Source organism: Paraburkholderia bryophila (assembly GCF_003269035.1).
In the GTDB taxonomy this organism is placed as follows: domain Bacteria; phylum Pseudomonadota; class Gammaproteobacteria; order Burkholderiales; family Burkholderiaceae; genus Paraburkholderia; species Paraburkholderia bryophila.
Genome location: NZ_QLTK01000033.1, coordinates 53,013 through 79,319, shown reverse-complemented (window position 1 = coordinate 79,319; position 26,307 = coordinate 53,013). Strand labels below are relative to the sequence as shown.

The window sequence follows — 26,307 nt, the reverse complement described above, 5'->3', positions numbered from 1 at the left end:
GGATCAAACTCTTCAGTTCAAACCTGTTACTGTTTTTCGGTTCCGTTAGGAACCGGTCGCTCACTCAACGTACTGACGAATTGTTCGACTGTCTTTCGACACTCAAACCTTCCTTTCATTACTGTGTGAGACTTGATACTTTCGCTTTACGGCAGATTCCGGAGAACCCGCCTCGCGTCTCGCATCAAGCGCCCACACTTATCGGCTGTTAATTTTTAAAGATCGATACGCATTCACTACCGGACCAGCACCGTGTTGCTAACCTCACAACTATCCGGCACCGCTTCGTTCTGCGTCGCTGCATCTGCAGCAGAGAAATGAGATTATGAAGAATGAGTAGCGCGCCGTCAACCCCCTTGCGTGAATTTTCTTTTGACGAAGCACGAATCGGCGCCAGAAACATCCTCTCTCTATATAGAGGGGCAGAGGGAACCGATCGCGTCGTGTGCGGATGAACAAGTTCCTCTACAGTGAGGATCTTGTAATCGACCAATCCGCACACACCTTGCTGCATCGACCTCAACACGCCCCACCGCGTGTGACCGGCGGGCTGCGAACGGACCTGTTGACATCGTGCATGACAATTTCTTGTGCACACAATGAGCGCGAACGCGCAAGCTCAGCTATAATGCGAGCCGCGCGAATTTCGCACATTTCTATCGGCCCGCTTCGAGCGGGCTCATCTTTTTTGCTCCCCAGAGCAACAGCCAAACAACCGCGTTGAGTCACTCAGGTGATGTTGAGCCATGCTCGAAACGCCTGACGGTCGCGTCTTGCGTCTCATAGCGAAGCCTCTAGAGGAGAATACGTGAACCCTTTTGATCGCGAAGATTCGCAACACGAAAACGCCAGCTACACCCCCAAGGCTCCTTCCGGCCGCACGGCCAAGGGCAAGGGCGCCGGCAAAGCGATCCCCGTGGCGGCCGAACTGCCGCCGCAACAGGCAGAAGAACGTCAGCGCCAGATGCGCGCGCTGATCCAGCTGGGTAAGGAGCAAGGCTACCTGACCCACGCGCAGATCAACGACCATCTGCCCGACAACTTCGCGCAGACGGCGGCAATCGACAGCATCGTCAGCGCGTTCAACGATATGGGCGTGCAAGTCTACGAGCAGGCTCCAGACGCCGAAACGCTGCTGCTCAACTCGAATGCCCCGGCCGTGGTGTCGGACGATCAGGCGGACGAGGAAACCGAAGTCGCTTTGTCGACCGTCGACTCCGAGTTCGGCCGCACGACCGACCCGGTGCGTATGTACATGCGCGAAATGGGTGCCACCGAGCTGCTGACCCGCGCCGGTGAAATCGCCATCGCCAAGCGTATCGAAGACGGCCTGCACGAAATGGTGCAGGCGATCGCCGCTTGCCCGTTGGCAATCTCCGCGATTCTCGCGAGCGCCCAGCAGGTCGCGGACGGCGAACTGCGCATCGACGAAATGGTCGACGGTCTGAATGAAGAGACGGTCGCCGCCGAAGAAGAAGCGCCGAGCGCCGAGGCCGCAGCAGACGTCGACACGGACACGGAAAGCGACGAAGAAGAGGACGGCGACGACGACGGCGGCCCGGCCGACTCGTCCGCGGCGGACGAAGCACGCCTGAAGCAACTCACCAGCGATTGCCTCGAAATCTTCGCCCAGGTCGGCATGCTCTCCGACCAGATGAACGCCTCGCACACGCGCGGCGACGTCAGCTCGAAGGCCTATCTGCGCGCCCGCGAAGAGATCCAGCAGCATCTCGCGAAGATCCGCTTCACGGCACGCACCATCGACCGTCTGTGCGGCGATGTGCAGCATCAGGTCGCGCAGGTTCGCGCGATCGAACGCAACATTCTGCAAATCGTCGTCGCGAAGAGCGGCATGCCGCGCGAGAAGTTCATCGAATCGTTCAGCGGCCATGAAGCCGACCTCGGCTGGACGGAGCGCGCAGCGCGCGGTGCTACGTCGTACGGCGCGGCGCTGGAGCGCAATCTGCCGGCCATTCAGTCCGAACAGCAAAAGCTGATCGAAATCGAAGCCACGGTTTCGCTGCCGCTCAAGCATCTGAAAGAGATCAACCGTCAGATGGTTGCGGCCGAATCGAAGATGCGCAAGGCCAAGAGCGAGATGATCGAGGCGAATCTGCGTCTCGTGATCTCGATCGCGAAGAAGTACGTGAACCGCGGCATGCTCTTCCTCGACCTGATCCAGGAAGGCAACATCGGCCTGATGAAGGCGGTGGACAAATTCGAATACCGTCGCGGCTGGAAGTTTTCCACGTACGCCACGTGGTGGGTTCGTCAAGCCGTGACGCGTTCGCTCGCCGACCAGGCTCGCACGATTCGCGTGCCGGTTCACATGATCGAAACCATCAACAAGCTCAACCGCATTTCGCGCGAAATCCTGCAGCAGACCGGTCAGGAAGCGCATCCGTCGGTGCTGGCCGAACGCATGGAGCTGTCGGAAGAGAAGGTGCGCGGCATCCTGAAGATCGCCAAGCAGCCGGTGTCGATGGAAACACCGGTCGGCGACGACGGCGACGCCACGCTCGGCGACATGATCGAAGATTCGGCGGCTTCGTCGCCGGCCGACGCCGCGATGCAAGCCGACTTGCGCGCCGCCATCGACGACGCGCTCGACTCGCTGTCGCCGCGTGAAGCGAAGGTGCTGCGTATGCGCTACGGCATCAACACGAAGTCGGACCACACGCTCGAAGAAGTCGGCAAGCAGTTCGACGTTACGCGCGAGCGGATTCGTCAGATCGAAAGCAAGGCCATGCGCAAGCTGATGCACCCAAGCCGCGCGGATCGTCTGAAGTCGTTCCTCGACCGTTAAGCTAGGCGTTTTACGCTTGCCGTGCGCCCTGCACGGCAAGCGGTTTCACCCGCAAGTCCCTTCTGCAAGTCCCTTCTGCACCACCTCCGCAGCACGCCCCGCCTCGCACCAGCAACGAAATCATCACGCCAACGGTGAAGCCTGCGGCCACCCAGCGTCCAACCGTATAGAAGGCGTGGCGATCCTGCTCTGGCTGATCCGGTCGCTCGAAACCCAACGTGCCGCCGTCGAAAGATTTGACCGCCGAGACATCGGCGATCGATATGCCCATCGCCGTGGATTCGGCAATCGTCGGAGCATGAGAGGGGTCGCACTCCCCGCCTCCTCCGGCACCCAGAGGAGAGAGCGTGAGTTGAGCGTCCCTTCTGCGCTCCCATGGCGGTGCAAGAGAAGCAAACGCCATTTAACGCCGCGCCGCGGGCGTCGGCCTCCACAGGCACGCTCATTGCGCGCTCCCTGTACAAGCTTTTCACAGGAAGCCCATCATGACCTCACTCACCCCTCAAAACCCGAAAACCAGCGCTACAGCCACCCAAGGCGCATCCATCGTCGGCCTTGGTGTCGGCGACGGCCCCGGTCCGGCAGTCATGGCCGCCTCGACACTCGACGGCAACAAGGTGATCTCCTCCGACGGTGAACACGTCGGCAAAATCTCGGCCATCATGCTCGACGTACGCGGCGGACGAATCGCCTACGCAGTGCTGTCGAGCGGCGGTTTTCTCGGCATGGGCGACACGTTGCACGCGATACCGTGGAGCGCGCTCACCCTCGACACCGACGACAGATGCTTCGTGCTCGACGCCCCCGCCGAGCGGATCAAAAGCTCGCCGGGTTTCGATAAGGACCACTGGCCGTCGATGGCGGACATGCAATGGGGCGCGACGGTGCATGCGTATTACAACCGTCCGCCGTATTGGACGTCTACGCGAGATGTCGGAGAGAACCGGGAAGCGGACTCGAATTTCTGAGGAAGCAGGCGTTGGCAACGCAAGCGCCCATCAGGCCATCGTCAAGAGATCGGAGCGCGCCTGACGGCCCGGTCCGCAGCAAAACAAGGCAACGCGCCGCCCAAGGCCCATTTGTCCACAGAATTTGTTCAGAAGCCTGTGGACAACCTGAGCATGACTCACCTAACGCATTGATCGCATTGACTTGCACGACCGCGCTCGCAATCGCGCAACGCAACGAATCACGCGCCATCACGGCTTCCCGCACACATCCCGAACAGCCGCCCACTGCCGCGCCGTCAACGCACGTTCACCGAGCGGCGATCCCTGGCTGCGCTTCTCACGATCCGCCGTCCGCGGATGATCCGACAGAAATTCGATCGCCCCGCCCGCACTACCCTCGCGCTTTTCCGTCAACGTGAAAAAACCCGCCAGCCCGTCGCTGCGCAAGCCGCTCGCTTGCAGATAGGCGACGCCGTTCGCATCGGCGAGGCGTTCCATATCGCGGCTGTAGGACAGGCCGACCAATCGCCCGGCCAGCGACGACACATCCACGAAACCGAGGTTGACGCCCAGCGTGGCGCTGATCAAACCGATCCCCGCGCCACGGAACAGAGCGACCACCGGATCGCGCCGCGCGATATGCCCGGTTTCATGCGCCATCACGCCGGCCAGTTGATCGGCACTGCCGACTCGCTGAATCAACCCCCGCATGATCACCATGCGTCCGCCGGGCAACGTCAGTGCATTCGCCGTTGTGCTATCAATCACCACCAGCCGCACCGGTTCCGCGATACCCGCCGCGCGAGCCAGCCGCGCTTCGAGCTGCTCGAGTGCGCGCTGCCCTTCGGCGCCGACGCACACGCGATGCTTGCCGACCACGACCGTCTCCACCATCTCGCCGAGCTGCTGTTCGGCACTGCGCGGCATCAGCGCCGCGCCGACCGTCGGCAGTTTCGTCACCAGCGCGAATGCCACCGCCAGCGTCGCCACACCGACCAGCGCCCAGCCCAGATACTGTCGACGCCGCTTGCGTGGCGTCGCGACCTGCGCCGCGATCCGGGGCGGCAAAGTATCGATGCCGGTCGTCACGCGCCCCGGCTCGCCCTTGCACGACAACGTGACTCGACCGTCGGGATCGGGCTCGCCGACGTCGAGCCGCGCAAGCGGCCAAACCGCCAGTTCGCCAGCGACACCGTCGACACCGGCGACACCTTCGACCGACAACAACGCGTCGCTCCAACGCAGCGTCGCACCATACGCCGCCGCGCTGCGCCCATCGAAATAGCGCGTCTCAAGCAAGCGCGCCCCGGCGGCACCCACCGCGTTCAGAACGCGCCACCATGATCGAGCAGGTTCAACATGCCTTCGCCGGTACGCGGGGGCGCCTGGTCGCTTTGACCGAGCGTCTGCGGATCGAGCTGGCCGGACACCTGAACCGTATCCGCCACCACCCGCATCACGCGATGCAGCACGATAGGCAGCCCCAACCCGAGCGTGAAAACGACGATCGCCAGATTGCCCAGCACCAGGCCGAGCAGGCGCTTTCCGGTCATGCTGCTACCGAAGCGCAGTTGCGAACCGAGCGTGGTATTGCCCATCACATGGCGCGTCACGAGCGCCAGATAGGCGCACTGAATCAACAGCGCGCCGACGATGAACAGCACATAGAACAGAAACACTGAGCCGAACGCCGCGGCCGCGCCGGGGTCGCCCGCCCGCAGAGGCGCATGGCCGAACGGCATCAGCAACATGAAGCTCTTGAAGAAGATCATGCCGAGCACGGCAAACAGCGCAACCACGCCAAGGAACGTCCCGACGAACGCGCCGTACAGTGCGCCGGCACGACCCTGAAAATGAAACGGCTGACTGCCGAAACTGCTCGCGTTGATGCGGCGCTCGGCGAGGCGCATGGACACCCACGGCAACAACTGCCAAAGCGTGACAATGCACAGCAGGCCATACAGCAGCACATAGCCACCGTAGACCAGCGCCGAACCCGTCATGCCGCCGCGAATCCCGCACCATTGCGTGCGGCTCAGGCGGTAACGCTGCGCACTGAAATAGGCGCCCGCCGCCACGACCGCGATCAGGATGTAGAGGGCGATCAGCGGCAACGCGGCCAGCAACGCACTGCCGGTCACGGCGCGCAGAATGGCGCTGAGCACACCCGCGCCGACAACCGCGCCGATCATAATCGCGATCGCCAGCAGAAACCCTTTGAACAACTCGCCGCCAGTCCCGGTGTATTCAAACCGTTCACCTTGAAACTGCATTCTCGACCAGATATACCGGCGGGTATTGGTGGTCGCCCAAAAACGATAAATCCCCAAAGTGATGATCTGCAGCAGCAGATTTTTGATGAAAATCCCGTACAACTCCCCAATCTTGCCGTCGTAGGTCAATAGCGGCTGCTTCTGGTCGAGCGAATTCATGTTTGCTTCCCCCTTCTGATTTATTGACGTATTTGTGACCCACGTGCGCGCGGATCCAGCGGACTCGCGCTCTTTCTCGTAAGAACTGGCCGATGCGGCTTAGAAACATGCAAATATGCAAAACGGATCGCGTAAGAGAGCCACCCGTCGAGCGCGATCATTACACGCTTTGGTGTATTTTTAAACCGGCTTTCAGCGCGGCCCAAGTCGGCTCGAGATTGAGCGAACGCTTAATATATTCATTAAGATTGCGCCGCCGACCGGGCAAAACCGGCGGCGGATTAAAACCATCAAATAACTCGCAATACGCGCCTCACGGCAGCACGAACGTTTTCACCAACGTCAACTCGCCCGGTTTGCGCATCGGCACACGAATCGTTTCGCTCTTTTCGTCCGGCGTATTTTCGTTGGTGATGATGGTGATCTGCGCGACCGTGATATCGGCGCCGCTATTGCCGTTGCCGTAGTAATTCACGTAGACCAGATAGGTGCCCTTCAGCGGCGCGGCCGACGAATAAATCTCCGGCCCATAGCCGGTCGTCACGTCCACGTCGAGCGAGCCGCCGTTCGGCGCCACGCGGTCGCCGTACCAGGTATGCACGCCATCGGGCGATACGATGTGCAAGTCGAGGTCGGTGCCGTCGGTGTCCCACGCGAGCAGCACGCGCAGCTTCGGTTGGGTCTTGCCGCTGTATGCGTCATAGAACTGCACGCGCTTGCGGGTGCCGTCCGGAGCACTCAGTTCGATGCCGTTGCTGCCCGAAGGAAACGCGTAAGGGCGCGAGAACTTGCCGTCCTCCTCCACCCGCTGCGGCAGCGGCGTGCCGTTCACCACCAGCGTGCCGACCGAGGTGCCCTTCTTCTTGGGCGTATTGCGAATCTGCCCTTCGATCAGTGCGAACTTCGACTGGCCTTCCGGTGTCTGCACCGACACCGCCGGGTAATGCACGTCCTGCGTATAGCGCTCGGTGTCGCCGCTGGTGTTGCGCCAGCCGTTCAACGGCGCGGCGAAATCGATATCGCTCGCGCGCGCCACGCTCGCCGCCTGCAGGCCGGCCATCACGAGCACACCGCAAGCCGCCTTCATCCACCGCGTCGTTCTGGACGTCATCTTCACCGCTCCCATCCCGCTGTCAAAGTCGCTCGCTTTTCACGAGCATCAGGTCGCCGATTTTGCGCAGCGGCACGATCATCGTTTCACGCCGTTCGTTCGGCGTATTTTCGTTGAACACCAGCGTCAGCGTCGCCGTGATCACGTCGCGATCGTGCGCGGCGGCGTCGAAGTTATAGCCGGTCGAATCGAAGTTGCCCCAGTAATTCAGAAAGAACAGCCACGTGCCATGCTCCGGCGCCGCCGACGAAAAAATCCCCGGCCCCGCGCCGTCCACCGAATCGACGTCGAAGCCGCTGCCGTCGTCGAGTGTCGGATTGGCGAAGAACGCGTGCAGACCGTCGGGCGTAATCACATGCAGATCGACCTGGGCATGCGGATCGTCCCACGTGACGATCGCGCGCAACTTCGCCTGCGGCTTGCTGTGGTCGGCTTCGTAAAACTGCATGCGCTGATGCTGCTTGCCGTCGGCGGAAATCAGCTCGATGCTGTTCGACCCCGCGCCGAACGCCCACGGCCGGGCGAACGCGCCTTCGTCGTCGGTATAGAGCGGCGTCGGGTTGCCGTTGACGACCAGCGTAGGCGGTTTGCGCGCGTGCTTGTCGATGTGCTTCAGACGTCCTTCGATCAGCGTGCGATAGCGCTGCGCGCCACGATCGACCGGCGGCCGCGGATACGCCGCGACGAAATGCTCGTCTTCGTTCGTCAGCCCGCTATGCCGCCAGCCGCCGAAGGCGCCGGTCAGATCGGCAATGGCGCCGTCGGCGTCGGCGGCTTGCGCCTCGCTCACCGTGCCGGCCAGCAGCACGGCCGAGCTCAACGCGAACGAAACCGCGAGTGCCAGGGCAGCGCGCGTCCGGGCGCCACTCGCCGGAACCGGCTGGCCCCGCACATAGGAAAGCGAACGTGAAACCAGGTTCATTGGATCGGATTGTCGGTACGAATCAGCGTGCGCGCGGTGCGTTCGACGAACTCTTCGTCGACGCCACGCGGATGATGCTGAAACGCGAGGTGAATGTATTCATGCGTCAGCGCAATGCGGTCCTCTTCGGTCTGCAGCCGATAGATATAGATGCGATTGCGCTGCGCATCCTCGTACGGCCGCCCTTCGCGCACTTCGCACACGGCCGGCAGATCGGGCGTCTCGTAACCGGCCGCGCCGTCCAGACGTCGCGCCCAGAGTTGCGCGTTGCGGCGCAGCCAGTCCTGCGCGCCGGCCACCGCGACGCAGTCGCCCGACAGCGGGCTCAGGAACGACGTCAGCGTGGCTTGCGGCCAGGTGCGGGCGAGGATCGCGTCGAAGGTCTGGCCGCTCTGCGCGGACGCCTTCGCGGCCAGCCAGCTCATCTGACCCGGCGCCGCCTTGTCGTGGTGATACTGCACCGGCACGCCGGTCAACACCAGCGCGTCGGTCAGATCCGCGGCGCGCCGCGCGGCGGCGCTCGGCGCTCGCGGCAAAACGCGCTGCGTGCTGCTGCTGTCGTCGATCCGGTAACAGCCGTGATCGTGATTGCCGTGCTGCACGGCGTAGGTACGCGCCGCCACCGCCAGCGCCTTGGCCGCTTCCGGCTGGCTCGTGTCGCCTTCCCGCTCGACCACGCGCGCCACATAGTCGTTCATGCCGAAACGGCCGACTATTTGCGGCGCGCCGCCGGCGTCGCGATCGAGCCGCAGCTCGCCGCGGCTCGTCACCCGCGCCCAATTACCGTTGACGAAACCGACGCGGAAATCGCCGCGCAGCGGCCCGTCCGGCGCCATGGCCGGGCCGGTATCGCCGAGCACTTCGCGAATCGGATAACGGCTGAAAAAATCGACCAGCACGCACGCGCCGTCGTCGGGAATGGTGACTTGCGTCAGCAGCGGCGCGATGCGCGGCGCGGCGGCCGCGAGCACGCGCGGACTGCCACCCTGGCCGCCGAGCCACACCGGCGTGCCGTCGGCGAGCCAGCCCGCCACCCCGCCGATCGACGCACCCGGCCGCGCGGGATCCGGCATCGTCCAGGTTTTGGCGCGCAGCACACTGCCGTAGAGCGACACCGTGCCTTCGCCGCGTCCGCTGGTCAGCACCGACACCAACGTGCTCGACGCCGCCTCGCGCGGCCGTGCGGGGACCGCTTGCAACGCGGCGAGCAGCTCGCTCACCGGCACGCGGCGAGCCGGCGTCATCGCGTGAAGATCGCGCAGCCACGCGGGCGCGTGAGCGGCGCTCCAATATTTGCGCCAGTCGGCGGAATCGAGTTGCAGGCGCGCGGGCTCGAAGAACAGTCCGCACGATTGCACCAGCGCATGTTCACGGTCGATATGACCGCCCGTCATGCAGCAATACACTTCCTCGCGATCGCCACCGCTGCAGGTGTAATCCGGTGTGGCGATATTGCGGTCGACCAGATACGCGTAGACGAACAGCTTCCACACGCTGCCGAGGGGCGTTTCCAGCGTGGCCGGCAGTGCTTGCGCGGCTTGCGGCGCAAGACCGGTTGCCGGGCCGTCGGTGCTGACCTGCCAGAACTGGCTTTGGCCGTCGCGCAACCAGGCGAAGCGCAGCAACGGCGCTTGCGACGTCGCCGCCGGCGCAGCGGCCGGCGCCGGCACAGCCGCCACCGCCACCGCGCCGCCAATCCCGCAACCCGCGCCAACGACGAGCGCGACCCGCAGCGCAGTCGCGAGACGATGACAGGTATGCCGAAGCGTGCGGACCATGACGCTCACTCGCTTACTCGATGCGCAGCGTATTCACGCGATCGCTCTTGCCGCCTTCGAACGCCTTCGCGTCCGGCTGATACATGCGGAAGTAACGCGCGGGCGGCAACGCGAAGGTGCCCGGCAACGCGAAGCGCACCAGTTGCCGCAACGTGACCGGCCGGTCGAGCAGCGGCACCGGCTGGTGATACGCCAGTTCGCCCATCTCGTACGACGCGGCGCGCGCGAACGGCTGCGGACCGCTCACGCCATCCTTCTCGCCAGGCAAACCGTCGATCGATACGCCCCAGCTCGTTGCTTCGACGTCGCCACCCGGCGGCAGCGGCACGTCCAGTAAACCATAGTGGTAGGCATTGCCCGAGCGCGGCGTGAGTGTGACTTCGTCGACGTACAGCGCGTTGCTGTCGATCGCGTCGCCCGACTTGACGCGCTTCGCGGTGAAGGTTGCGCGTCCCAACTGGCTCTCGGCGCTTTCGCCTTTCTTGGGATCGGCCTTCACCTCAAGCGGTTCGAGCTTGTAGAAACGACGTTCGATCGTGATGTTCAGACGGCTGTCCTCGCTGGTGTGGCTGCGGAACGAGACCAGCGCGTTGACGTCGGTCCGCGCCGCGCCGGCGTCGAGCGTGGTCGGCGCGCTCGCGCCGCTCCACTTCCACAGCGGCGTGCCGGTCGGCGTCGTGGCGCGCGTCCAGCCCGCGCCTTGCAGCGACGGCAGCGTGCCCACCGGCGCATCGCCGCCGAGGCCCTTGCGCAGCCACAACAACGTCAGGGCACGGTCGAGGGTCGGGTAATCGGCGCTGCTTTTCGCCAGCAAGGCCGACGTATCCACCGTCGCGCCGCTATCGCCACCGGTCATCACCAGCAGGCTCTGCACCAGCGGCGTCTGATCGTTCGTCAACGCGGTACGCGCGGCGTTCGCGGCGGCGTCGAAACCATCCGGCAGTTGCGCGTTCGTGCCGCGCGCCATCGAGGCGATCAGCAGCATCGCCATCTGCTTGCCGCGCGGCGAATCGGCTTGCGCGAACACGATGCTGTCGGACGCGCCATACACCGGACCTTTGTCTGCCGTAGCCGGCGCACTGGCGCTCGCCGCTGCATCGCTCAACAGATCCGACGCCACGCCCGAGACCGGCGTCGCGACCGGCAAGCCCATCTGCTGCATGAACCACAACGCCAGCGCGCGATGCAACAGCGGTTCCTTGGCGCCTGCATCGCGATACACGTCCATCGCGTGCTGCCAGTTGTCGGCGGGCAGGCTGATGCCGAGGCTGCGGCTCGCCAGCCAGTCCGCGTAATACGCGTAGGCGGTGATCAGCGCGCTGCCGCCGGTGGTGTCTCCCCACCAGCCGAACGTGCCGCCGACACCCGCCAGCATCGCCAGACGCTGCCGCTGATTGCGCAGCAGCGCCTCGAGCCCTTGCGTCGAACTCGCGTTGTCGCCGCGGCCGATCGCATCGTGCGCGAGTGCCAGCGGAATCAACCGGCTCGACGTCTGTTCGGCGCATCCGTACGGGTAGTTGATCAGGTCGTCGGCGACGCGCATGAACTGGCTCGCCGCGCTGCCGATAAAGCGCACGCTAACGTCTTGCGCGTCTTGCGGCAGATTGAGCGGCTTGTTCGAACCGTCCAGCACGATCGTGTTCTGATGCAGATCGAGCCAGCCGCTCGCGTCGAGATGAATCGTGGTCTGCAAGCGGTCCACGTCCTTGCCGTCACGGCGCAACGTCGCGTTGATCACGCCGGCCTTCAGCGCGCCGCTCGGCAAGCGCAGATAGTTCGCGCCGCGTTTGAGCGTGACCTTCTGGTTCAGCGAGAGCCCGCCGCCGTCCACCAGCCACTGCGCGTCCATGTCGGCGTCGGTCTGGTTGAAGGCGATCATGTCGACGGTCGGCTGATCGTTCAGGCGGAAATGCGACGGCCCGCTCCACTTCAGATACAGCGCCTTGTCCGAACGCACGTACGTGGTGCGCTGACCGACCATGCCGTCCGGCGCCGCCGCGCGCACCGTAATGCGCCAGCGCGCGAGCGAGTCCGGCATCTTGAAGGTCATCGTGGCGTGACCATTCGCGTCGGTTTTCAGGTTGCCTTCCCACGCGGCCGTGTCCTGATCGTCGCGACGCGGCCGTTCGAGCACCTTCACGCCGCGCTCGTTGTAGTTCGCGCGTTGCGGGCCGCCCGGCGCGCCTTTCATGGGCGAGCGCGCGAGGTCGTACGTAATGAACGACAGGCTCGACGAGGTCCGCACGTTATTGCGGCGCGGGTGATAGAAAAAGTCGACGATGTTCGGCGCGATTTCCGGCTGCAGCACGTAGACCATTTCGTCGACCACGCTGACCGTCAGGTTCGCCGCTTCCGGCTTGCCGTTCAACGTGCTGTCGAAGTTCAGCGTGACCGTGTCGCCCGGGCCGTACACCGGTTTGTCGCTTTTCACATTCAGCTCGATCTGCGGCTGCGCGACGACGATGCCCGCGTTCTGGAACACATATTCGCCGGCATGCACGTACAGCACCGAGAACGTCATGTTGGGCGCGAACTCTGCGCCGACCTTGATGCGCGCCTTCCATTGCGACGGCGCGACACGTTGCAGTTGCAACCAGTCGCCGCCCGCCGACAGCAGCGCGCGATGCTCGACGTTGTCGCGTTCGAGCGTCAGCAAGGCGTCGTCGACCGGCATCGGGAAGGTGATGAGCGCCTCGGCGGTGTCGCCGATCTTGTAGCGATCGCGATCGAACACGATTTCCACACTGCCCGGTATCGCTTTCAAACCGTCGCCCGCGACCCAATGGCTGGCAGCGGCGAGCAGGTTGCCCTGGTCGTCCTTGACCGACAGCATGTACGAGCCGGGTTCGTCGAACTGCACCGGGAACGACAGCGTGCCGCCCGTGGCGCTGCCCTTCAGCGCGCCTTCGCCGTGCGTCTGCGATTCGAGGCGCGTCCATTCCCATTTAGCCGGCGCATGCGAGGCGGGGTCGAGCGCACCGAGCGCCTGGAGGTCGAAGTTGACCGCGTCCTTGGGCTGCGAGAACGACTTCGCGGTCGTCAACCGATACGGCGTCGCGCCGCGCGCGATCAGCACTTCGCGCGTGACGCGCACCTTGTAGGCCGCACCGTCCTGCGCGAACAGCGTCAACGCGTAACGGCTCGGTTCCTTCGCGGCCGGCAGCGTGAGACTCGCGTTGCCGTCGCTATCCGTCTTCAGCTCCTGCTGTTCGAGCTTGACCGGAAAGAGGCCCGCGTAACGCAATTCGCCGTCGACGATCGTGACTTTCTGCGCGCGCAACGTGACCGAGATCTTGCTGTCGCGCACCGGCTTGCCGTCCGGATAGCGCAACTGGATCTTGCCCTTCAACGGTTCGCCGGTCGCGTAGTCGGCCTTGTCCATCGACAGGTTCACGTCGAAATGGGGCTTCACGTATTCAGCGACACGGAACGCGCTGCCGTACACGTCGCCGTTGTAATCGAAGCGCAGCGTGTAGCCGCCGGCGGTGGCGTCGGCGGGCAGCGTGAAGGCGGTGTCCGCGCCGGTATCCGACGCAAAATGCACCTTGCTGGTCGCCACCGGCGCGCCGTTCGGATCGAGCACGTCGAGCTTGATGTCGGCTTCGGCGGGCGCGGTGGATTGCGTCGCGTTCTGGAACGTACGGCCGATAAATTTCACATGCACCGGATCGCCGGGCCGATACATCGGCCGGTCGGTGACGGCGTAGATCTTCGTGTTGTAGATCTCGCTGTCGTAGTAGAAATTCTCGGAGACGAACACGCCGCCCTGCGGATCGGCGCCGAGCACGTAACTGCGCTCGGGGCTCACGTGTTGCAGCATCAGCGCGCCGTCGTTGCCGGTCGTGCCGCTTTGCAATACGCCCACGCCGTCGGTCCAGCTCACGTCCGTGTTCGCGACGGGCTTGCCGTTGTCGCGCCGCGTGGTCCACACCAGCATGCCGCTCGACGCCGCTTTGACGACCGCCACGGTGTCCGATACGAACAGCAGCGTATGTGCGCGATAGTTGCCGATCACGGCCTCGACGATATACAGCCCCGGCGGCAACTTGCCGACCGGAATCATCACGTTGCCCGAGCTGGCTTCGATAAAGTTGCTGCTACTGCCTTCCAGATTCACGCCTTTGGGCGGCTCGATCACTTTCGCGTCCCAGATCGGATAGCGGAAGCGCGCGACGATGTCATAGCCCTTCAGCGGCGCGAATTGCGCGTTCGGCTCGAACTGCGTCGTCTTGCCGGTCTGCTCGCCGAGCTTGAATTGCGGCGCCGCTTCGGTCGCCTTGCTGCGCGTCGCGAACGACAACACCCGCTGCCACGCGCGGCGCGCTTCGGTGAACCAGCGGTCCCACAGATACGCGAGCGTATTCGCGAGTCCTTCGCCCTGGTAATTCGGCGCGACGTTCAGCCGATGCAGGTTCTTTTGCGTCTTCAGAAAATCCAGCGGCTTGGCCACGCGATACACGACGATGTCCGCGCCGCCATACGCCTGCAGCGCGTCCTTGTATTCGCGGCCGGGCGCTTCCAGCCGCACCTGCGCCAGTTGATCGCTGCCGAAGCTCGCGTCCGAGAGCAGGAAGAACGGCTGGCCGTCGACCTTCTGCGAGCTGAAGTTGCTGGTCGGCGCGGCACGCAGGGTCGGATTCGCGGCGATGTTGTTATCGGCGGCACCGGCCGCGGACGCGCTGTCGTCGGCATAAGCGGACGGTGCGAGCGCCAGGGTCAGGGCGGCCAGCAGTGCGGCCAGCGTGACGGCCGCACTGCTGCGCACGCCACTGCGCGCACGCCCCAACCAACCATTCGATGGCATGACGGAGTTCATTCGTTTCATGGTGTCAAAAAGTCCAATCGAAACACGCCAACGAAATTCGGATTGCCGTCGAGCGGCTGCCAGCGGGAATCTTTCCATTGCATCAGGTCGGAAACGGCAACGGCACGCAGACCGGTATCGGTCGGCGTGACGGTGCCTGTGTGATAAGCGATGTAGCGATCCAGCCAGATCATCAGATGCTGGTCGTCGCCCTGGTCGAAGAACAGCAGATCGCCGGGCAGCGCCTGGTTGACGTCCTTCGAGACAAAACGGCTGTTGCGTTGAATCAGTGCGATCGCCGACGCGTAAGCGCCGGTCGAGCCGTCGAGTTGCGTCCAGCGATTCGCGAGCGTGCGCTGCGACGCCGACAGTTGCAGCTCGGGCGGCAGGCTGCCGGTGTCCGCGAGACTGGTCATGCCGTTGGCGCGCAGCCAGCGGGTGTCGTGGGATTTAAGCGTCTCGCCGACCGCAAAGCGCACGAGGCCCGCACAATCGCGTTGCGTCCAGCGCGGCGTGGGGCCGCGCCGCATCTGTTGATCGACGATCCGCACGAACCACGCGCGGAATGCGGCGGACTGTTGCGGCGAGAGCGCATCGGGATCGGGCGAGGCGGTCGTGCTGCTGAGCGCGTGCGCATAGGGCGCGAGACTGGCCAGCACGAATGCGGATGCCGCGCGCGCGAGCCACGCGCGCCGCGCTATAGCGGGCGCTGCAAGCGATGCGGGAGCCGCGAGCGAGCGCGGCGCCGCGCATTCAGGCGCGTGGTTGGAAAACGCCGCGCCAGCGGCACGAAGTGAGCGCACTTAATCGCCCTCGGTGCCGGGCTGATCCGCCGGCGCATCCGTGGCGCTCGTGTCCGCCCCTGCGCCGCCCTTCGCTCGATCGAACCACCATTCGACCGGCACCCAGCCCGTCGAACCCGGCAGGTTCTGCGGCAGGCTCAGCGAAACCGGCGGGTAATGCGCGAGCGCATGCAGCTTCGGCACGAGATGCGTGCGCGACGCATTGCGGAATACCGCCTCCTGATCGGCCGGCAACGCGGCGCCCGCTTCGCGCTCGATCAGCGCGGCGGCGGACGAAGGCGTCAACGTCAGAATCGTGCGCGGCAGACGCTGCGGCGCGAGCGTGTCGGCGAGCGCCGGATAGCGCTTGTCGAGCACCGCGAGCGTGTCGTCGACCAGACGGCTGTCCGGCGAGAAGATCAGATAGCCGTGCGCCAGCGCGAGCGTCACCGGGAAATAGCGTTCCGCCGACAATTGCGCCGCGAACGAGGCCTTGCTCGTCAACGCAGTGCCCGCATTCGCGCTCACCGGGCGTTGCCACACGGTGACGTTGGCGCCCTGATCGTGCGTGGTGACCGGCAGACGCAGATAGCCCGAATCGCTGCCGTCCGCCTTGGCCGCCTTCGCTTCATAAGCACCGATCACGTTGCCGAAGGTCTTGCCCAGCGCGGTCTTCAACGCGGCAATGCCGGCTGCGTCCTGCGTCTTCACGCGCGCGACGAACACCGGCGCCACCAGCGTCGACTTCGCGTACCAGCACACCGCCGCCGGGCCGGCAAGCTGATCGCCGATCGCGGCCGCGTTGTCCGCGCCGCCGTCGGCGACCTTGCCCAACAGACCCGACGCTTCCTTCCAGTCGGCCGGCAAACTCGTGCACGCCGCCGCATTGGCCGGCAGCGCGCGCCATAACTCCGTGCTGTTCCACTGCTGCGGCAGCTTGCCCGGCTCGATCAACGCCGCGGTTTGCCAGCTCGCGGCCGCATTGCCGTTCGGCGAGAAATCGAAACGCAGCGCGTCGATGCCCGAGAAAAATGCCTGATAACCGAACGACAGATAATTCGCCGACACCACCAGCCGGTGGCCCTTCGGCGCCTCGCCCGGGGCGTCGAGCCGATATGCGCTCGCCGCGTCGTCGCGACCCGACGACAGCATCTCCGACACCGCGTCGCCGCGCTCGCCGAGCACGCCGCCCTTCTGGTCGAGCAGCACGCCCGGCGCGGACATCACCACCAGGCGATCGTCTTTGGTCGCGAACAGCAGCGTGCGGCCCACGGCCAGTTTCAACGCGTAGACCGGCACGTCGCCAGAGAGCCTGGCGACCTGGCTCAGTTGCGCGTCGCTCGCGGCGACGTTCACGTAGCCCTGCAGCAGCTTGGCGAGCCCGTTGCGATGCATCGACATCATCCAGTAGCCGAGCCGGCCGTCGGGCGAGCGCCACAGCAGCACGTGCGCGGGCTCGTCGAATACGCGGCGGATCAGTTCGTCGCGCCAATCCAGTTGATGCTCGAAAGCCAGACGCCGCAGCGCGCCCTCGGCGGACAGCCGCGTGTTATTCGATTCGTAATAGTCGACGAAGTCTTGCGTCAGCACGTCATGCAATAACGGCACCCGCAGCATGTCGCGCGGCAAGCGTGACAAGGCTTCGCTGTCGATCACCGCATCGGGATGGTGAATGTCGAGAACGACTTCGGTATTTTCGGCCCCGGTGGCTTTGCGATGTCCGAATGGACGCCACACCGCCTGAATGATCACGCCGGCCACGATCAGAAGACCGACTACCAGGATTGCAATCTTTTTGCGCGACATCTTCATCTGATTTCTTCTGGTTCGATGCGACGGTATTAACTTGGATGCCCGGCGGATTAAGCCAACCGGATCAATCGCCGAAGGCAGCGATCATAACCGATATTTTTTGCAGAAAACCAGTGGTGCTTTGTATCTTTCTATTTAACAGTCCGCCATGTTTCAGGAGTTTGACGGACAAGCACGCGCAATTCATTAAGTTATTGATCGAGCATGCAGACGCGGCGGCTTTCGCTTCGACGCTAAATGGCGGAATTTAGGCCCCACATAAAAAACCCGGCTTCGCGTACGCTGCTCGCCGGGTTATTTCAAGTATTGACCTTGCTGCTTTTCTGTGAATACCGCGCCGACCCAGGTCAAACGCGATCGAGCGCCTGCTTCATTCTCCGCACGCCGGTTTCGATATCGGCGACGCCGGGTGCGGCGAATGACAGCCGCAGCGCGGCCTGATCGATATTGTCTTTATAAAACGCAACGCCCGGCACGAACATCACGTTGCGTTCGATACAGGCATGCAGATAATCCGTCGCATTCTGGCCGCTGTTTAATCGTGCCCACACGAACATGCCGCCGGCAGGCCGATGGAAAGCGATGTGCTTCGCCAGATGCGTGTCCAGCGCATCGCAGAGCGCGCGGCATTTCTCGGCATACGCCTCGACGATTCGCGGCAGATGACGCTCCAGCGCACCGTGCGCGAGATAATCCGCGGCAATCGCCTGGGTCCATGGCGAACTGCATAGATCGACAGTCTGTTTGGCCACCACGCAGCGTCGCAAGATCTCCGCGTGCGCGATCATCCAGCCCACGCGCAAACCCGGCGCGACGATTTTCGACAGGCTGGAAAAATGCACCACCCAGTCGCGTGAGCCCGGCACCTGAGCGCTCAAGGCCAGCAGCGAGGGCAATGCGGCACCGCGGAAACGCAGGTCGCCGTACGGGTCGTCCTCGACGACCAGGAACCGGTAGCGCGCCGCGAGTTTCAACAATGCCGTGCGGCGTTCGAGCGATAAGGTCGCGCCGGTCGGATTGGCAAAGGTCGGCACCGTGTACAGCAGCTTCGGCGGGCGACGCAGCGTGCCGGCTTCGAGCAGCGTGGCGAGCGCGGCGACGTCGAGACCGTCCCGATCGACGGGCACCGTCACTACATCGGCCTCCTGTAGCTTCAGCGCTTGCAAGGTCGCCGGGTAAGCAGGCTGCTCGACCAGTACCACGTCGCCGGGTGCGACCATCACGCGTAGCAACAGATCGAAACCTTGCTGCGAACCGGTCGTCACCAGCAGGTCCGCTGGCGCGCACGGCGTGCCGCGGCGCGTCATCAGGCTCGCGAGTTGTTCCTTGAGGACCGGCAGACCGTCGGTCGGTCCGTATTGCAGGCACAGCGTGGTGTGTTGCGACGCGCGCGCCGCCGCGGCGTCGAGCCCCTCACGATCGAACAGATCGCCGGCCGGATAGCCGCCGGCAAACGAGATCATGCCGGGCTGCGCCAGATACTTGAACAGCTCGCGAATCGGCGAACCGGTGGGCGCTTCGAATGCGGGAGTGAATGCGAACATGGTGACGGACCGTGGGTTTGGCCGGCTAATTTTCCGGCTCGCTGGCCGAATGGGTTACCGACACAGTTGCCGAAGGAGGAACGGCGTGAATTGTGGCCAGGGTCCGAATGCGCGGCAAACGAGTTCTACGCACCATGTATTGCGCTTTTTGCATCAACTCGCCGCCGCATTTCCCTTTTGCGTCATCCATGCATGGCGTTACACCACGTTCTTTTCCACAATCGGCCGGTTTTCCAGCACTCGCGTGAAACTCAGCGAAGCCAGATCGAGCGACGTATAACGGCCATGCAAAATCAGTTCGCTAATGCCGCGCCCGGTTGCCGGACCCTGTTGCAAGCCGTGACCGCTAAAGCCGTTGGCGAAAATACAGTTATCGACGTCGGGGTGATAGCCAATAATCGCGTTCTGATCGAGCACGTTGTATTCGTAGTAACCGGACCAGCAATTCTGTACCCGCAGGGCTTCGAATTGCGGCACGCGGTACGCGAGCGTCGGCCAGATGACGTCGTCGAAAAGCGCGTGATCGACTTCGTCGAGCGGCAGGTCGTCCGGATCGTTTTCCGGCGCAGGCGACGTGCCGCAGATAAACGATTTGCCTTCGGGGCGGAAATACACGCCGCTCGGATCGATCAGCAACGGGCACCGTTCCAGTTGCCCCGGCGACGTGACATTGAAAATACTGCGTCGGCGCGCATACACCGGAATGTCGATGCCGACCATTTGCGCCACGCGTCTTGACCATGCGCCGGCGGCGTTCACGATCACGTCGCACGGAAAGGTTTCGCCATTCGCGGTTTGGACTTGCGTGACGCGTTTGCCGTCGCGATGAATCGCGGTGACGTCTGCCGCCACGAAGCGCGCGCCGAGCGATTGAGCCTTTTTGCGTAGCGCCTGCACGAGACCGTAGCCGTCGAACCAACCTTCGCCGCTTTCGCCATACGCGCCGGCTACGAGGTCTTCCGTATTAAGCCACGGAAAGCGCGCTTGCAATTCGCTCCGGTCGAGCAGACTGATATCCGCGCCGAGACTTTTTTGCAGCGCATGGTTTTCACGCAGCGTCGTTTCACCGGCCGGTGTCGCGAGAAACAGATAGCCGCCTTCGTGCAGATCGATGGACGGCTTCGTGCCGTCGATTTCGAGCCGCTCGCCGATCGAGCGCAGGAACTCGATGCCGAACAGCGACATCTGAATGGAGAGCGGCGTGGAAAATTGCTGACGGATCGATGCTGCGGATAACGCCGACGAAGAGCGCGCGTAAGTCGGATCGCGTTCGATCACCGTCACGTTGACCGTCGGGTCGGACAGCCGCAAGAAATACGCAATCGAGCTGCCGATCACCCCACCGCCGACGATAACGACTTTGGAACTCACGTCTTACTCCACGAGTAACGTGGCCGCTCTACAACGCCGGGCGGCGCAAACGGATTGCTGAAGGGGTCATGCAGGACAAACCCGCAGCGGCGAGAAAATGCGCCGCTGCGCTCACCGACTGTGCTCGGTGCCGGCTCGATGCCGAATCAGTCGATATTGAAGTCGATGCCCTGCGCAAGCGGCAACGCCGACGAGTAGTTCACCGTGTTGGTCGCGCGGCGCATGTAGGCTTTCCACGAGTCAGAGCCCGATTCGCGGCCGCCGCCGGTTTCCTTTTCGCCGCCGAACGCGCCGCCGATTTCCGCGCCGCTCGGTCCGATATTGACGTTGGCGATACCACAGTCGCTGCCCGCGTCGGACAGGAAACGTTCAGCTTCGCGCAGATCGGTCGTGAACACGCACGACGACAAACCGTGCACGGCCGCGTTATTCGCTTCGACCGCCTCCGCGAAATCGGAGTAGCGCAGCACGTACAGAATCGGCGCGAAGGTTTCCTTCAGCACCACCGACGTTTGCGACGGCATTTCGACGATCGCCGGACGCACGTAGTAGCCGCCTTCGTAACCCTTCACCTCGACGCGCTCGCCGCCGAACACCTTGCCGCCTTCAGCCGTGGCCTGCTGCAACGCTTCCTGCATGCGCGCGAACGACTGCCTGTCGATCAGCGGCCCCATCAGCGTGCCCTTTTCGAGCGGATTGCCGAGCGGCACCTTGCTGTACAACTGCTTCAGACGTTCGATGGTTTTGTCGTACACGCTGTCGTGTACGAACAGACGGCGCAGCGACGTGCAACGCTGCCCCGCCGTACCCACCGCCGAGAACAGGATGCCGCGCATGGCGAGTTCGTGATCCGCCGTTTGCGTGACGATGCCCGCGTTATTGCCACCGAGTTCAAGCAGCGAGCGGCCGAAGCGCTTGGCCACTTCCACGCCGACCGTGCGGCCCATTTCCGTGCTGCCCGTCGCGCTGACGATCGACGCGCGCGGATCGGCCACCAGCTTCGCGCCGACGTCGCGACCGCCGTTGATCAAGGCGGTCAGGCCGGCCGGCGCGTCGCCGAACTCCTGCAGTGCTTCGATCAGAATCTGATTGACGGCGAGTGCGGTAAGCGGCGTTTTTTCCGACGGTTTCCAGATCACCGCGTTGCCGCAGACCAGCGCGAGCGCCGCATTCCACGACCACACGGCAGCCGGGAAATTGAACGCCGAGATCACCACGCAGGTGCCCATGGGATGCCACGTTTCCGCCATGCGATGGCCCGGGCGCTCCGATGCGATCGTCAGGCCATACAACTGACGCGACAGACCAACCGCGAAATCGCAGATGTCGATCATTTCCTGCACTTCGCCCATGCCTTCCTGGAGGATCTTGCCGGTTTCGAGCGTGATGATGCTGCCGAGCGCCTGCTTCTTTTCGCGCAGACGGTTGCCGAGCAGACGCACCAGTTCGCCGCGGCGCGGCGCCGGTACGTTGCGCCACGCGGTGTACGCCGCTTGCGCCTGGGCGAGGGCCGTGTCGACTTCCGCCACCGTGTTGCTGGCCACGCGGCCAATGAGCTCGCCGGTAATCGGTGAGTGAACCGCGATGTCGCCGGCTTGCGCCGCTTGGGCAATGCCGAGGTCGGCGAGGATGGTGGAAGCGTCCATGAGAATCCCTTTAATTTCCGATGCGAAACAAGAGTAAGTTCGGAAACTATACACGCGGGTTTTTATGGCGGCAAGCGTATTTGCCCGGAGCAGAGCGTGAGAAATCCCGGTCAGGCTTGCCACGTATGAATCGCACACATAATCCGCGTACCGCTCGCCAGGTGGGCGATGAGCGCGGGCGACCGGATGCATGCGCATGGGAAAAGCACCCACACCGCCACATTCGTTTCTTATTGGAAATATGCACGGGCTTCAGGCGAGCGCGGCCATCGCGCGCATGATCAGGTAGCCTTCATGGTCCTTGGCCCACAACTCGACCGTTTTGCCGTCGGCGGCGAGCTTGCCGCACACCGTCAAGGGTTGGCCGGCGAAAGCCGGGCGCAGCGCCTTGAAGGCGAAGCTTTGCAACGCCGAATCCGCGTCAGGCACTGCGCGGCGCACCAGATCCACCAGCAGCGTCGCGATCAAGGGGCCATGCACGATCAGGCCGGGATAACCTTCCACCTCCGTCGCATACGGATAGTCGTAGTGAATGCGGTGGCCGTTGAAGGTCAGCGCCGAGTAGCGGAACAGCAGAACCGCGTCAGTTTCGATTGTGCGGCTCCACGTTTCGCCTTCCGGCGCGAGCGCCGCTTGCGGCGGACGCGCGCCTGCCTCGGGCGCATCGCGATAGACGATGTCGTGTTCCTCTTCCAGCTTCAGTTCGCCGCCCGCTTCGATCGTGTGCTGCACCGTCACGAACACGAGCCGGCCGGACCGACCCGTCTTGTCTTCGATATTGGCGATGGTCGACGTGCGCGTGGCGCGCTCCCCCACTTTGAGCGGCGCATGAAACGTCAGACGCCCGCCGGCCCACATGCGACGCTGCAACGGCACCGGCGGCAGAAAACCGCCGCGCTCCGGATGACCGTCGGCCCCCACTTCGGAAAACCGCGCGGCTTCCAGAAAATACAGCCAATGCCACAGCGGCGGCACGGTGATGCCGTTCTCCTCGCGGTCGAGCGTGGCGGACATCGCCGTGAGCGGAAAGGCGCTGATGTCGTCTTTGACGACCACTTCCCTGAACAGCCAGTCGTCGAGTTTCTGTGAGGAGTTGGGCATGCGATGAGCCTCCGTTTTGCCGCGTTGACGCTGAACGAGGGTCCTACTATGAACGATGCGGGCGGGCCCGGCAAAGCCGGGATGCGAATGAAAGAGCAAGAGCCGGAGTGCGTGGCCGACGGCGCGTGCTTACACTCGCTCATCGCTCGAAAAATGCCGGATGGAGATAGCTGATGAATACGATTGTGAGAGAGGCTGACTCGCTGGCGCAGCGCGTCGACGCGGTCGACTGGTTCGACGTGGAAGAAGAACTGAACGGCCATGGCTGCGCGATCTTGCCGAATCTGCTTAGTGCGGACGAATGCGATGCGCTGAGCGCGCTGTATCCACACGACAGGTTGTATCGCAGCCGTGTCGTGATGGCGCGGCATGGTTTCGGCCGTGGTGAATACAAGTACTTTGCGTATCCGCTGCCGCCGCTGATCGCGGGTCTGCGCGGCGAGTTGTATCCGCGTCTCGCGCCGGTGGCGAATCGCTGGAATGAGGCGATGGGGATCGACGTCCGCTATCCGGCCGAGCACGCCGCGTTTATCGCGCGCTGCCATGCCGCCGGCCAGACGCGTCCGACGCCCTTGATACTTCAATACGCACCGGACGACTACAACTGCCTGCACCAGGATCTTTACGGCGAGCACGTGTTCCCGCTCCAGACGGCGATTCTGCTGTCCGAGCCGGGCGTGGACTTTACCGGCGGCGAGTTCGTGATGACCGAGCAACGTCCGCGGATGCAGTCGCGCGCGGAAGTCGTGCCGCTGCGTAAAGGCGACGCAGTCGTGTTCGCGGTGCATCATCGGCCGGTGCAAGGCACGCGCGGACCGTACCGGGTGAATCTGCGGCATGGCGTGAGCCGTTTGCGTTCGGGCCAGCGCCATACGCTTGGCGTGATTTTTCACGACGCTGCCTGACGCGGCGCGGTGCTGCGCTGCCGCAAAAATTCGACAAGCGTCATTTTGTCCAGGTATCATCCGGGAAAACCCGAACCCGCCGGATGCGCTGCGCCACCCTTTGCAGCGTGTTTCGGCGTGCCAGTTCGGGGGTTATCGCCCGTCGTCGGATGGGGCTGTTGGCCGGTGATCCCGGCATGACCGCCCAGTTCGGCGATACGTAGGTGGCGGGCCGCGTGCCCGCCCTGTCGCAATCGGCCAAAAGCCGGAGGCGGCCATTTAGCCTGGATATCATCGATCATGATTGCTGTCGCGTTTTCGCGCGTCGCCGAACGTCTGCTAGCCGCGGACCCGGGACTCGTCCGCCTCCATAACGCGTTGCGCGTTGCGCTTGCCTGCTTGCTGACCGGCGTGGCCGGCATCGCGTGGACCGTGTCCCGCCATCAGCCCATCACCCTCGCCGCGCCCGCCATTCTCTTCGCGATGGTCGCGCCGCTGTTCGTGCGCGACGCGCGGCGCTCCGCGTGGTTCGGCACCCTTTTCTGCCTTTATCTGTGCTCGTGCGCGTGTTTCGCCGTGGCGAGCGTGCTAAGCCGCTATCCGCTCGCCGGCGATGCGGGTTTTCTCGTCGTGATGTTCGTCGGCATGCTGTGTCAGGCATGTGGTCCGCGCGCGCTGGGTTGCGCGATGCTGGGCGTGGTGTGTTTTTACCTCGGCTTGTATCTGCATCCTTCGATGCAGCACCTCGCGATGTCGCTGTCGTTGTCCGTGTTGGGGCCGGTGATGGTGACGCTGGTCGGCCGTGTGCTGGTGCCGACGCGAGTCGCGGCGAGTTTCCGGTTGGCTGTGCATACGGTGACGTTGCGTGCGACGCGTCTGCTGCATGCGCCGGGGGCGGCGAATCTGTCGTCGTTGAATGAAGCGGCGCTGTCGCTTGAGGAGCAACTGGCGCTGCTGAATCCGCCGGATGCCGAGACGGTTCGCGAGCGGATCGTCGAAGTGGAAGTCGCGGCTGGGCAGCATGCGTTTGCTGCGGGGCCTGGTTCGGGTTCGGGTGGAGCGCAGGCGAGCGCGGGAGTATTGCGGCATGCGGTTGGGCGGCTACGGGAGATGGCGCAGCGAGGGCGTGTGGGAAATGAGGCGGGGTTGTTGGCTTCAGGCGGAGGCCTTGATGTTGAGGTTCGCGTTGCTGCGTCCATTGCGCAGCGTTTCGCCGATTTGCGCGCCAAGCTCTGCTGGCTCCCCGCCACGCGCGCGACGACCGCCGCATTTCTCGCGATGCTGATCGGCCACTCGCTGTCTCCCGAGCGATGGTTCTGGGCGGTGATCACGACGTTCGTCGTGTTCCTCGGCACACGGTCGCGCGCCGACACGGTATATCGCGGCGCGCAGCGGCTCGTGGGCACGCTGGCCGGTGCGTTGGTCAGCGTGCTGCTGGTTGCGCCGTTGCATGGCTCGCCTGGGTTGCTGGTGGCGGCGATGGTGTTGTGCGTTTTCGGCTGGGCTTACTTCATTCTGAATGCGTATGCGCCGGGCGTGTTTTTTATCACCGTGCTCGTTGGGCTGGTTTATGGCGAGCTGGGCTTCGCGATGGGGCCGCTGGCCGAGCTGCGGATCGAAGAGGTGCTGGTGGGGTGCCTCGTGTCGTTCGCAGTCGCGATGTTGATGATGCCGCTTGCGGCGACGCGGCATGTCGAAGCGAGACTTGGGGCGGTGCTTGCGGCTTTGCGGGAGGTGGTGCGGGTGGCGGGTTATTCGCGGGCTCGTGGTCACGGTACTGCGGATGCAACTTCAGATGCGACTTCGGCGATGCGTAAGCTCGATCGTAGTTGGCATGATCTGCGGGTCGCGTTGAAACCGCTGCAAACGCAACGCGTTGTGGTGTGGAATCCCGATGTTGAGCTGGCTACCGGTTCGCTGCTTTGCTGTCTGCATTGGGCGCGGGTGTTGAGTGATTCGTCGCGGCGCGGCGATGCGGTGTCGGAAGGTGTTGCGCTTAATGCTGCGGAAGTTGGAGCGGCGCACGTGGAATCGATCGTGGCGCGGCTGGATTCGTTGATTGCGCGGTATAGCGGTGCGGGTTCTGCGTTGAGCGGGGTGGAAAAGCATGAAGCGTCGGTTGCGGCGCTCGATGTCGATCCGGATGCAGCGCCAGCACTCGCTCAACTCGATGGCGCGGTCGCGCAGTTGTTCGATCGGTTGACGCAGCCGGTTCAGCAAACTCGGCGGATATTCAATTGGGCGTTTAGAAGTCGGAGCGTTTGAAGGCGGCTGGCTGGCGTCGGAGTTCTGCAAGAGAGTTGTCCACAGAAAATGTTTGCAAGGCTGTGGATAACGTTCCGGCAACAAGGGCAAGTTGTTGAT

17 protein-coding genes are annotated in these 26,307 nt (G+C 63.8%); 4 read left to right on the top strand and 13 right to left on the bottom strand.

From position 1 onward, the window contains the following. Nucleotides 1-808: 808 nt before the first annotated feature. Nucleotides 809-2,806: an RNA polymerase sigma factor RpoD gene (rpoD, locus tag BX591_RS30930; RefSeq protein WP_111935117.1), complete on the top strand. Its 1,998-nt coding sequence runs from the start codon at nt 809-811 to the stop codon at nt 2,804-2,806. A gap of 10 nt (nt 2,807-2,816) precedes the next feature. Here rpoD and BX591_RS30925 read toward each other — a convergent pair whose 3' ends face one another. Continuing rightward, complete coding sequence (locus tag BX591_RS30925) at nt 2,817-3,077, bottom strand: hypothetical protein (protein WP_111935116.1); 261 nt, start codon at nt 3,075-3,077, stop codon at nt 2,817-2,819. Nucleotides 3,078-3,291: 214 nt separating this feature from the next. Between BX591_RS30925 and BX591_RS30920 the strand changes: the two genes are divergently transcribed. Further along, entirely contained in the window at nt 3,292-3,774 is a 483-nt protein-coding gene (locus tag BX591_RS30920; protein WP_111935115.1) for a PRC-barrel domain-containing protein, read from the top strand. 231 nt (nt 3,775-4,005) lie between these two features. Here BX591_RS30920 and BX591_RS30915 read toward each other — a convergent pair whose 3' ends face one another. The 12 genes from BX591_RS30915 to BX591_RS30860 all read right to left on the bottom strand — a co-directional run bounded on the left by BX591_RS30915 (nt 4,006) and on the right by BX591_RS30860 (nt 23,059). After that, nucleotides 4,006-5,055, bottom strand: a complete 1,050-nt coding sequence (locus tag BX591_RS30915; protein ID WP_146749838.1) for a M48 family metallopeptidase — start codon at nt 5,053-5,055, stop codon at nt 4,006-4,008. Between the two features lie 26 nt (nt 5,056-5,081). Then, complete coding sequence (locus BX591_RS30910; protein WP_111935113.1) at nt 5,082-6,188, bottom strand: YjgN family protein; 1,107 nt, start codon at nt 6,186-6,188, stop codon at nt 5,082-5,084. A gap of 313 nt (nt 6,189-6,501) precedes the next feature. Next, nucleotides 6,502-7,299 carry a YfaP family protein gene (locus BX591_RS30905; RefSeq protein WP_111935124.1) on the bottom strand — a complete coding sequence of 266 codons (798 nt, stop codon included), beginning with the start codon at nt 7,297-7,299 and terminating at the stop codon, nt 6,502-6,504. A gap of 22 nt (nt 7,300-7,321) precedes the next feature. Further along, a complete protein-coding gene (locus tag BX591_RS30900; protein WP_111935112.1) occupies nt 7,322-8,221 on the bottom strand; it encodes a YfaP family protein in 900 nt (299 codons plus the stop codon). Continuing rightward, nucleotides 8,218-9,999 carry a DUF2300 domain-containing protein gene (locus BX591_RS30895; RefSeq protein WP_111935111.1) on the bottom strand — a complete coding sequence of 594 codons (1,782 nt, stop codon included), beginning with the start codon at nt 9,997-9,999 and terminating at the stop codon, nt 8,218-8,220. The genes BX591_RS30900 and BX591_RS30895 overlap by 4 nt, the downstream gene beginning before the upstream one ends. A gap of 13 nt (nt 10,000-10,012) precedes the next feature. Further along, nucleotides 10,013-14,824, bottom strand: coding sequence for an alpha-2-macroglobulin family protein (locus BX591_RS30890; RefSeq protein WP_111935110.1), 4,812 nt, complete (start codon nt 14,822-14,824; stop codon nt 10,013-10,015). Next, a complete protein-coding gene (locus BX591_RS30885) occupies nt 14,821-15,606 on the bottom strand; it encodes a DUF1175 domain-containing protein (protein ID WP_420849439.1) in 786 nt (261 codons plus the stop codon). Before BX591_RS30885 ends, BX591_RS30890 begins: the two co-directional genes overlap by 4 nt. Continuing rightward, nucleotides 15,607-17,397, bottom strand: a complete 1,791-nt coding sequence (locus tag BX591_RS30880; protein ID WP_111935109.1) for a DUF2138 domain-containing protein — start codon at nt 17,395-17,397, stop codon at nt 15,607-15,609. Between the two features lie 347 nt (nt 17,398-17,744). Beyond that, nucleotides 17,745-18,941 carry an aminotransferase-like domain-containing protein gene (locus BX591_RS30875; protein ID WP_111935108.1) on the bottom strand — a complete coding sequence of 399 codons (1,197 nt, stop codon included), beginning with the start codon at nt 18,939-18,941 and terminating at the stop codon, nt 17,745-17,747. Between the two features lie 198 nt (nt 18,942-19,139). Further along, nucleotides 19,140-20,312, bottom strand: a complete 1,173-nt coding sequence (locus BX591_RS30870; protein ID WP_111935107.1) for an NAD(P)/FAD-dependent oxidoreductase — start codon at nt 20,310-20,312, stop codon at nt 19,140-19,142. A 146-nt stretch (nt 20,313-20,458) separates the two neighbouring features. Next, on the bottom strand, nt 20,459-21,958 hold the full coding sequence (amaB, locus tag BX591_RS30865; protein WP_111935106.1) for an L-piperidine-6-carboxylate dehydrogenase: 1,500 nt from the start codon (nt 21,956-21,958) through the stop codon (nt 20,459-20,461). A 252-nt stretch (nt 21,959-22,210) separates the two neighbouring features. Next, entirely contained in the window at nt 22,211-23,059 is an 849-nt protein-coding gene (locus tag BX591_RS30860) for an HTD2 family dehydratase (RefSeq protein WP_111935105.1), read from the bottom strand. Between the two features lie 173 nt (nt 23,060-23,232). On the opposite strand from BX591_RS30860, the gene BX591_RS30855 reads away from it, so the two are divergent. Both BX591_RS30855 and BX591_RS30850 read left to right on the top strand, forming a co-directional pair. Then, on the top strand, nt 23,233-23,964 hold the full coding sequence (locus BX591_RS30855) for a 2OG-Fe(II) oxygenase (RefSeq protein ID WP_111935104.1): 732 nt from the start codon (nt 23,233-23,235) through the stop codon (nt 23,962-23,964). A gap of 279 nt (nt 23,965-24,243) precedes the next feature. Next, nucleotides 24,244-26,208, top strand: coding sequence for an FUSC family protein (locus tag BX591_RS30850; RefSeq protein ID WP_111935103.1), 1,965 nt, complete (start codon nt 24,244-24,246; stop codon nt 26,206-26,208). Nucleotides 26,209-26,307 lie beyond the last annotated feature (99 nt).

Bases quoted from the DNA above. Each gene is read 5' to 3' on its own strand.
- BX591_RS30880 (WP_111935109.1), bottom strand. From the start codon at position 17,397: ATGAAGATGTCGCGCAAAAAGATTGCAATCCTGGTAGTCGGTCTTCTG.
- BX591_RS30890 (WP_111935110.1), bottom strand. From the start codon at position 14,824: ATGAAACGAATGAACTCCGTCATGCCATCGAATGGTTGGTTGGGGCGT.
- BX591_RS30850 (WP_111935103.1), top strand. From the start codon at position 24,244: ATGATTGCTGTCGCGTTTTCGCGCGTCGCCGAACGTCTGCTAGCCGCG.
- amaB (WP_111935106.1), bottom strand. From the start codon at position 21,958: ATGGACGCTTCCACCATCCTCGCCGACCTCGGCATTGCCCAAGCGGCG.
- BX591_RS30910 (WP_111935113.1), bottom strand. From the start codon at position 6,188: ATGAATTCGCTCGACCAGAAGCAGCCGCTATTGACCTACGACGGCAAG.
- BX591_RS30920 (WP_111935115.1), top strand. From the start codon at position 3,292: ATGACCTCACTCACCCCTCAAAACCCGAAAACCAGCGCTACAGCCACC.
- BX591_RS30925 (WP_111935116.1), bottom strand. From the start codon at position 3,077: ATGGGCATATCGATCGCCGATGTCTCGGCGGTCAAATCTTTCGACGGC.
- BX591_RS30900 (WP_111935112.1), bottom strand. From the start codon at position 8,221: ATGAACCTGGTTTCACGTTCGCTTTCCTATGTGCGGGGCCAGCCGGTT.
- BX591_RS30860 (WP_111935105.1), bottom strand. From the start codon at position 23,059: ATGCCCAACTCCTCACAGAAACTCGACGACTGGCTGTTCAGGGAAGTG.
- BX591_RS30905 (WP_111935124.1), bottom strand. From the start codon at position 7,299: ATGACGTCCAGAACGACGCGGTGGATGAAGGCGGCTTGCGGTGTGCTC.
- BX591_RS30875 (WP_111935108.1), bottom strand. From the start codon at position 18,941: ATGTTCGCATTCACTCCCGCATTCGAAGCGCCCACCGGTTCGCCGATT.
- BX591_RS30855 (WP_111935104.1), top strand. From the start codon at position 23,233: ATGAATACGATTGTGAGAGAGGCTGACTCGCTGGCGCAGCGCGTCGAC.
- BX591_RS30895 (WP_111935111.1), bottom strand. From the start codon at position 9,999: ATGGTCCGCACGCTTCGGCATACCTGTCATCGTCTCGCGACTGCGCTG.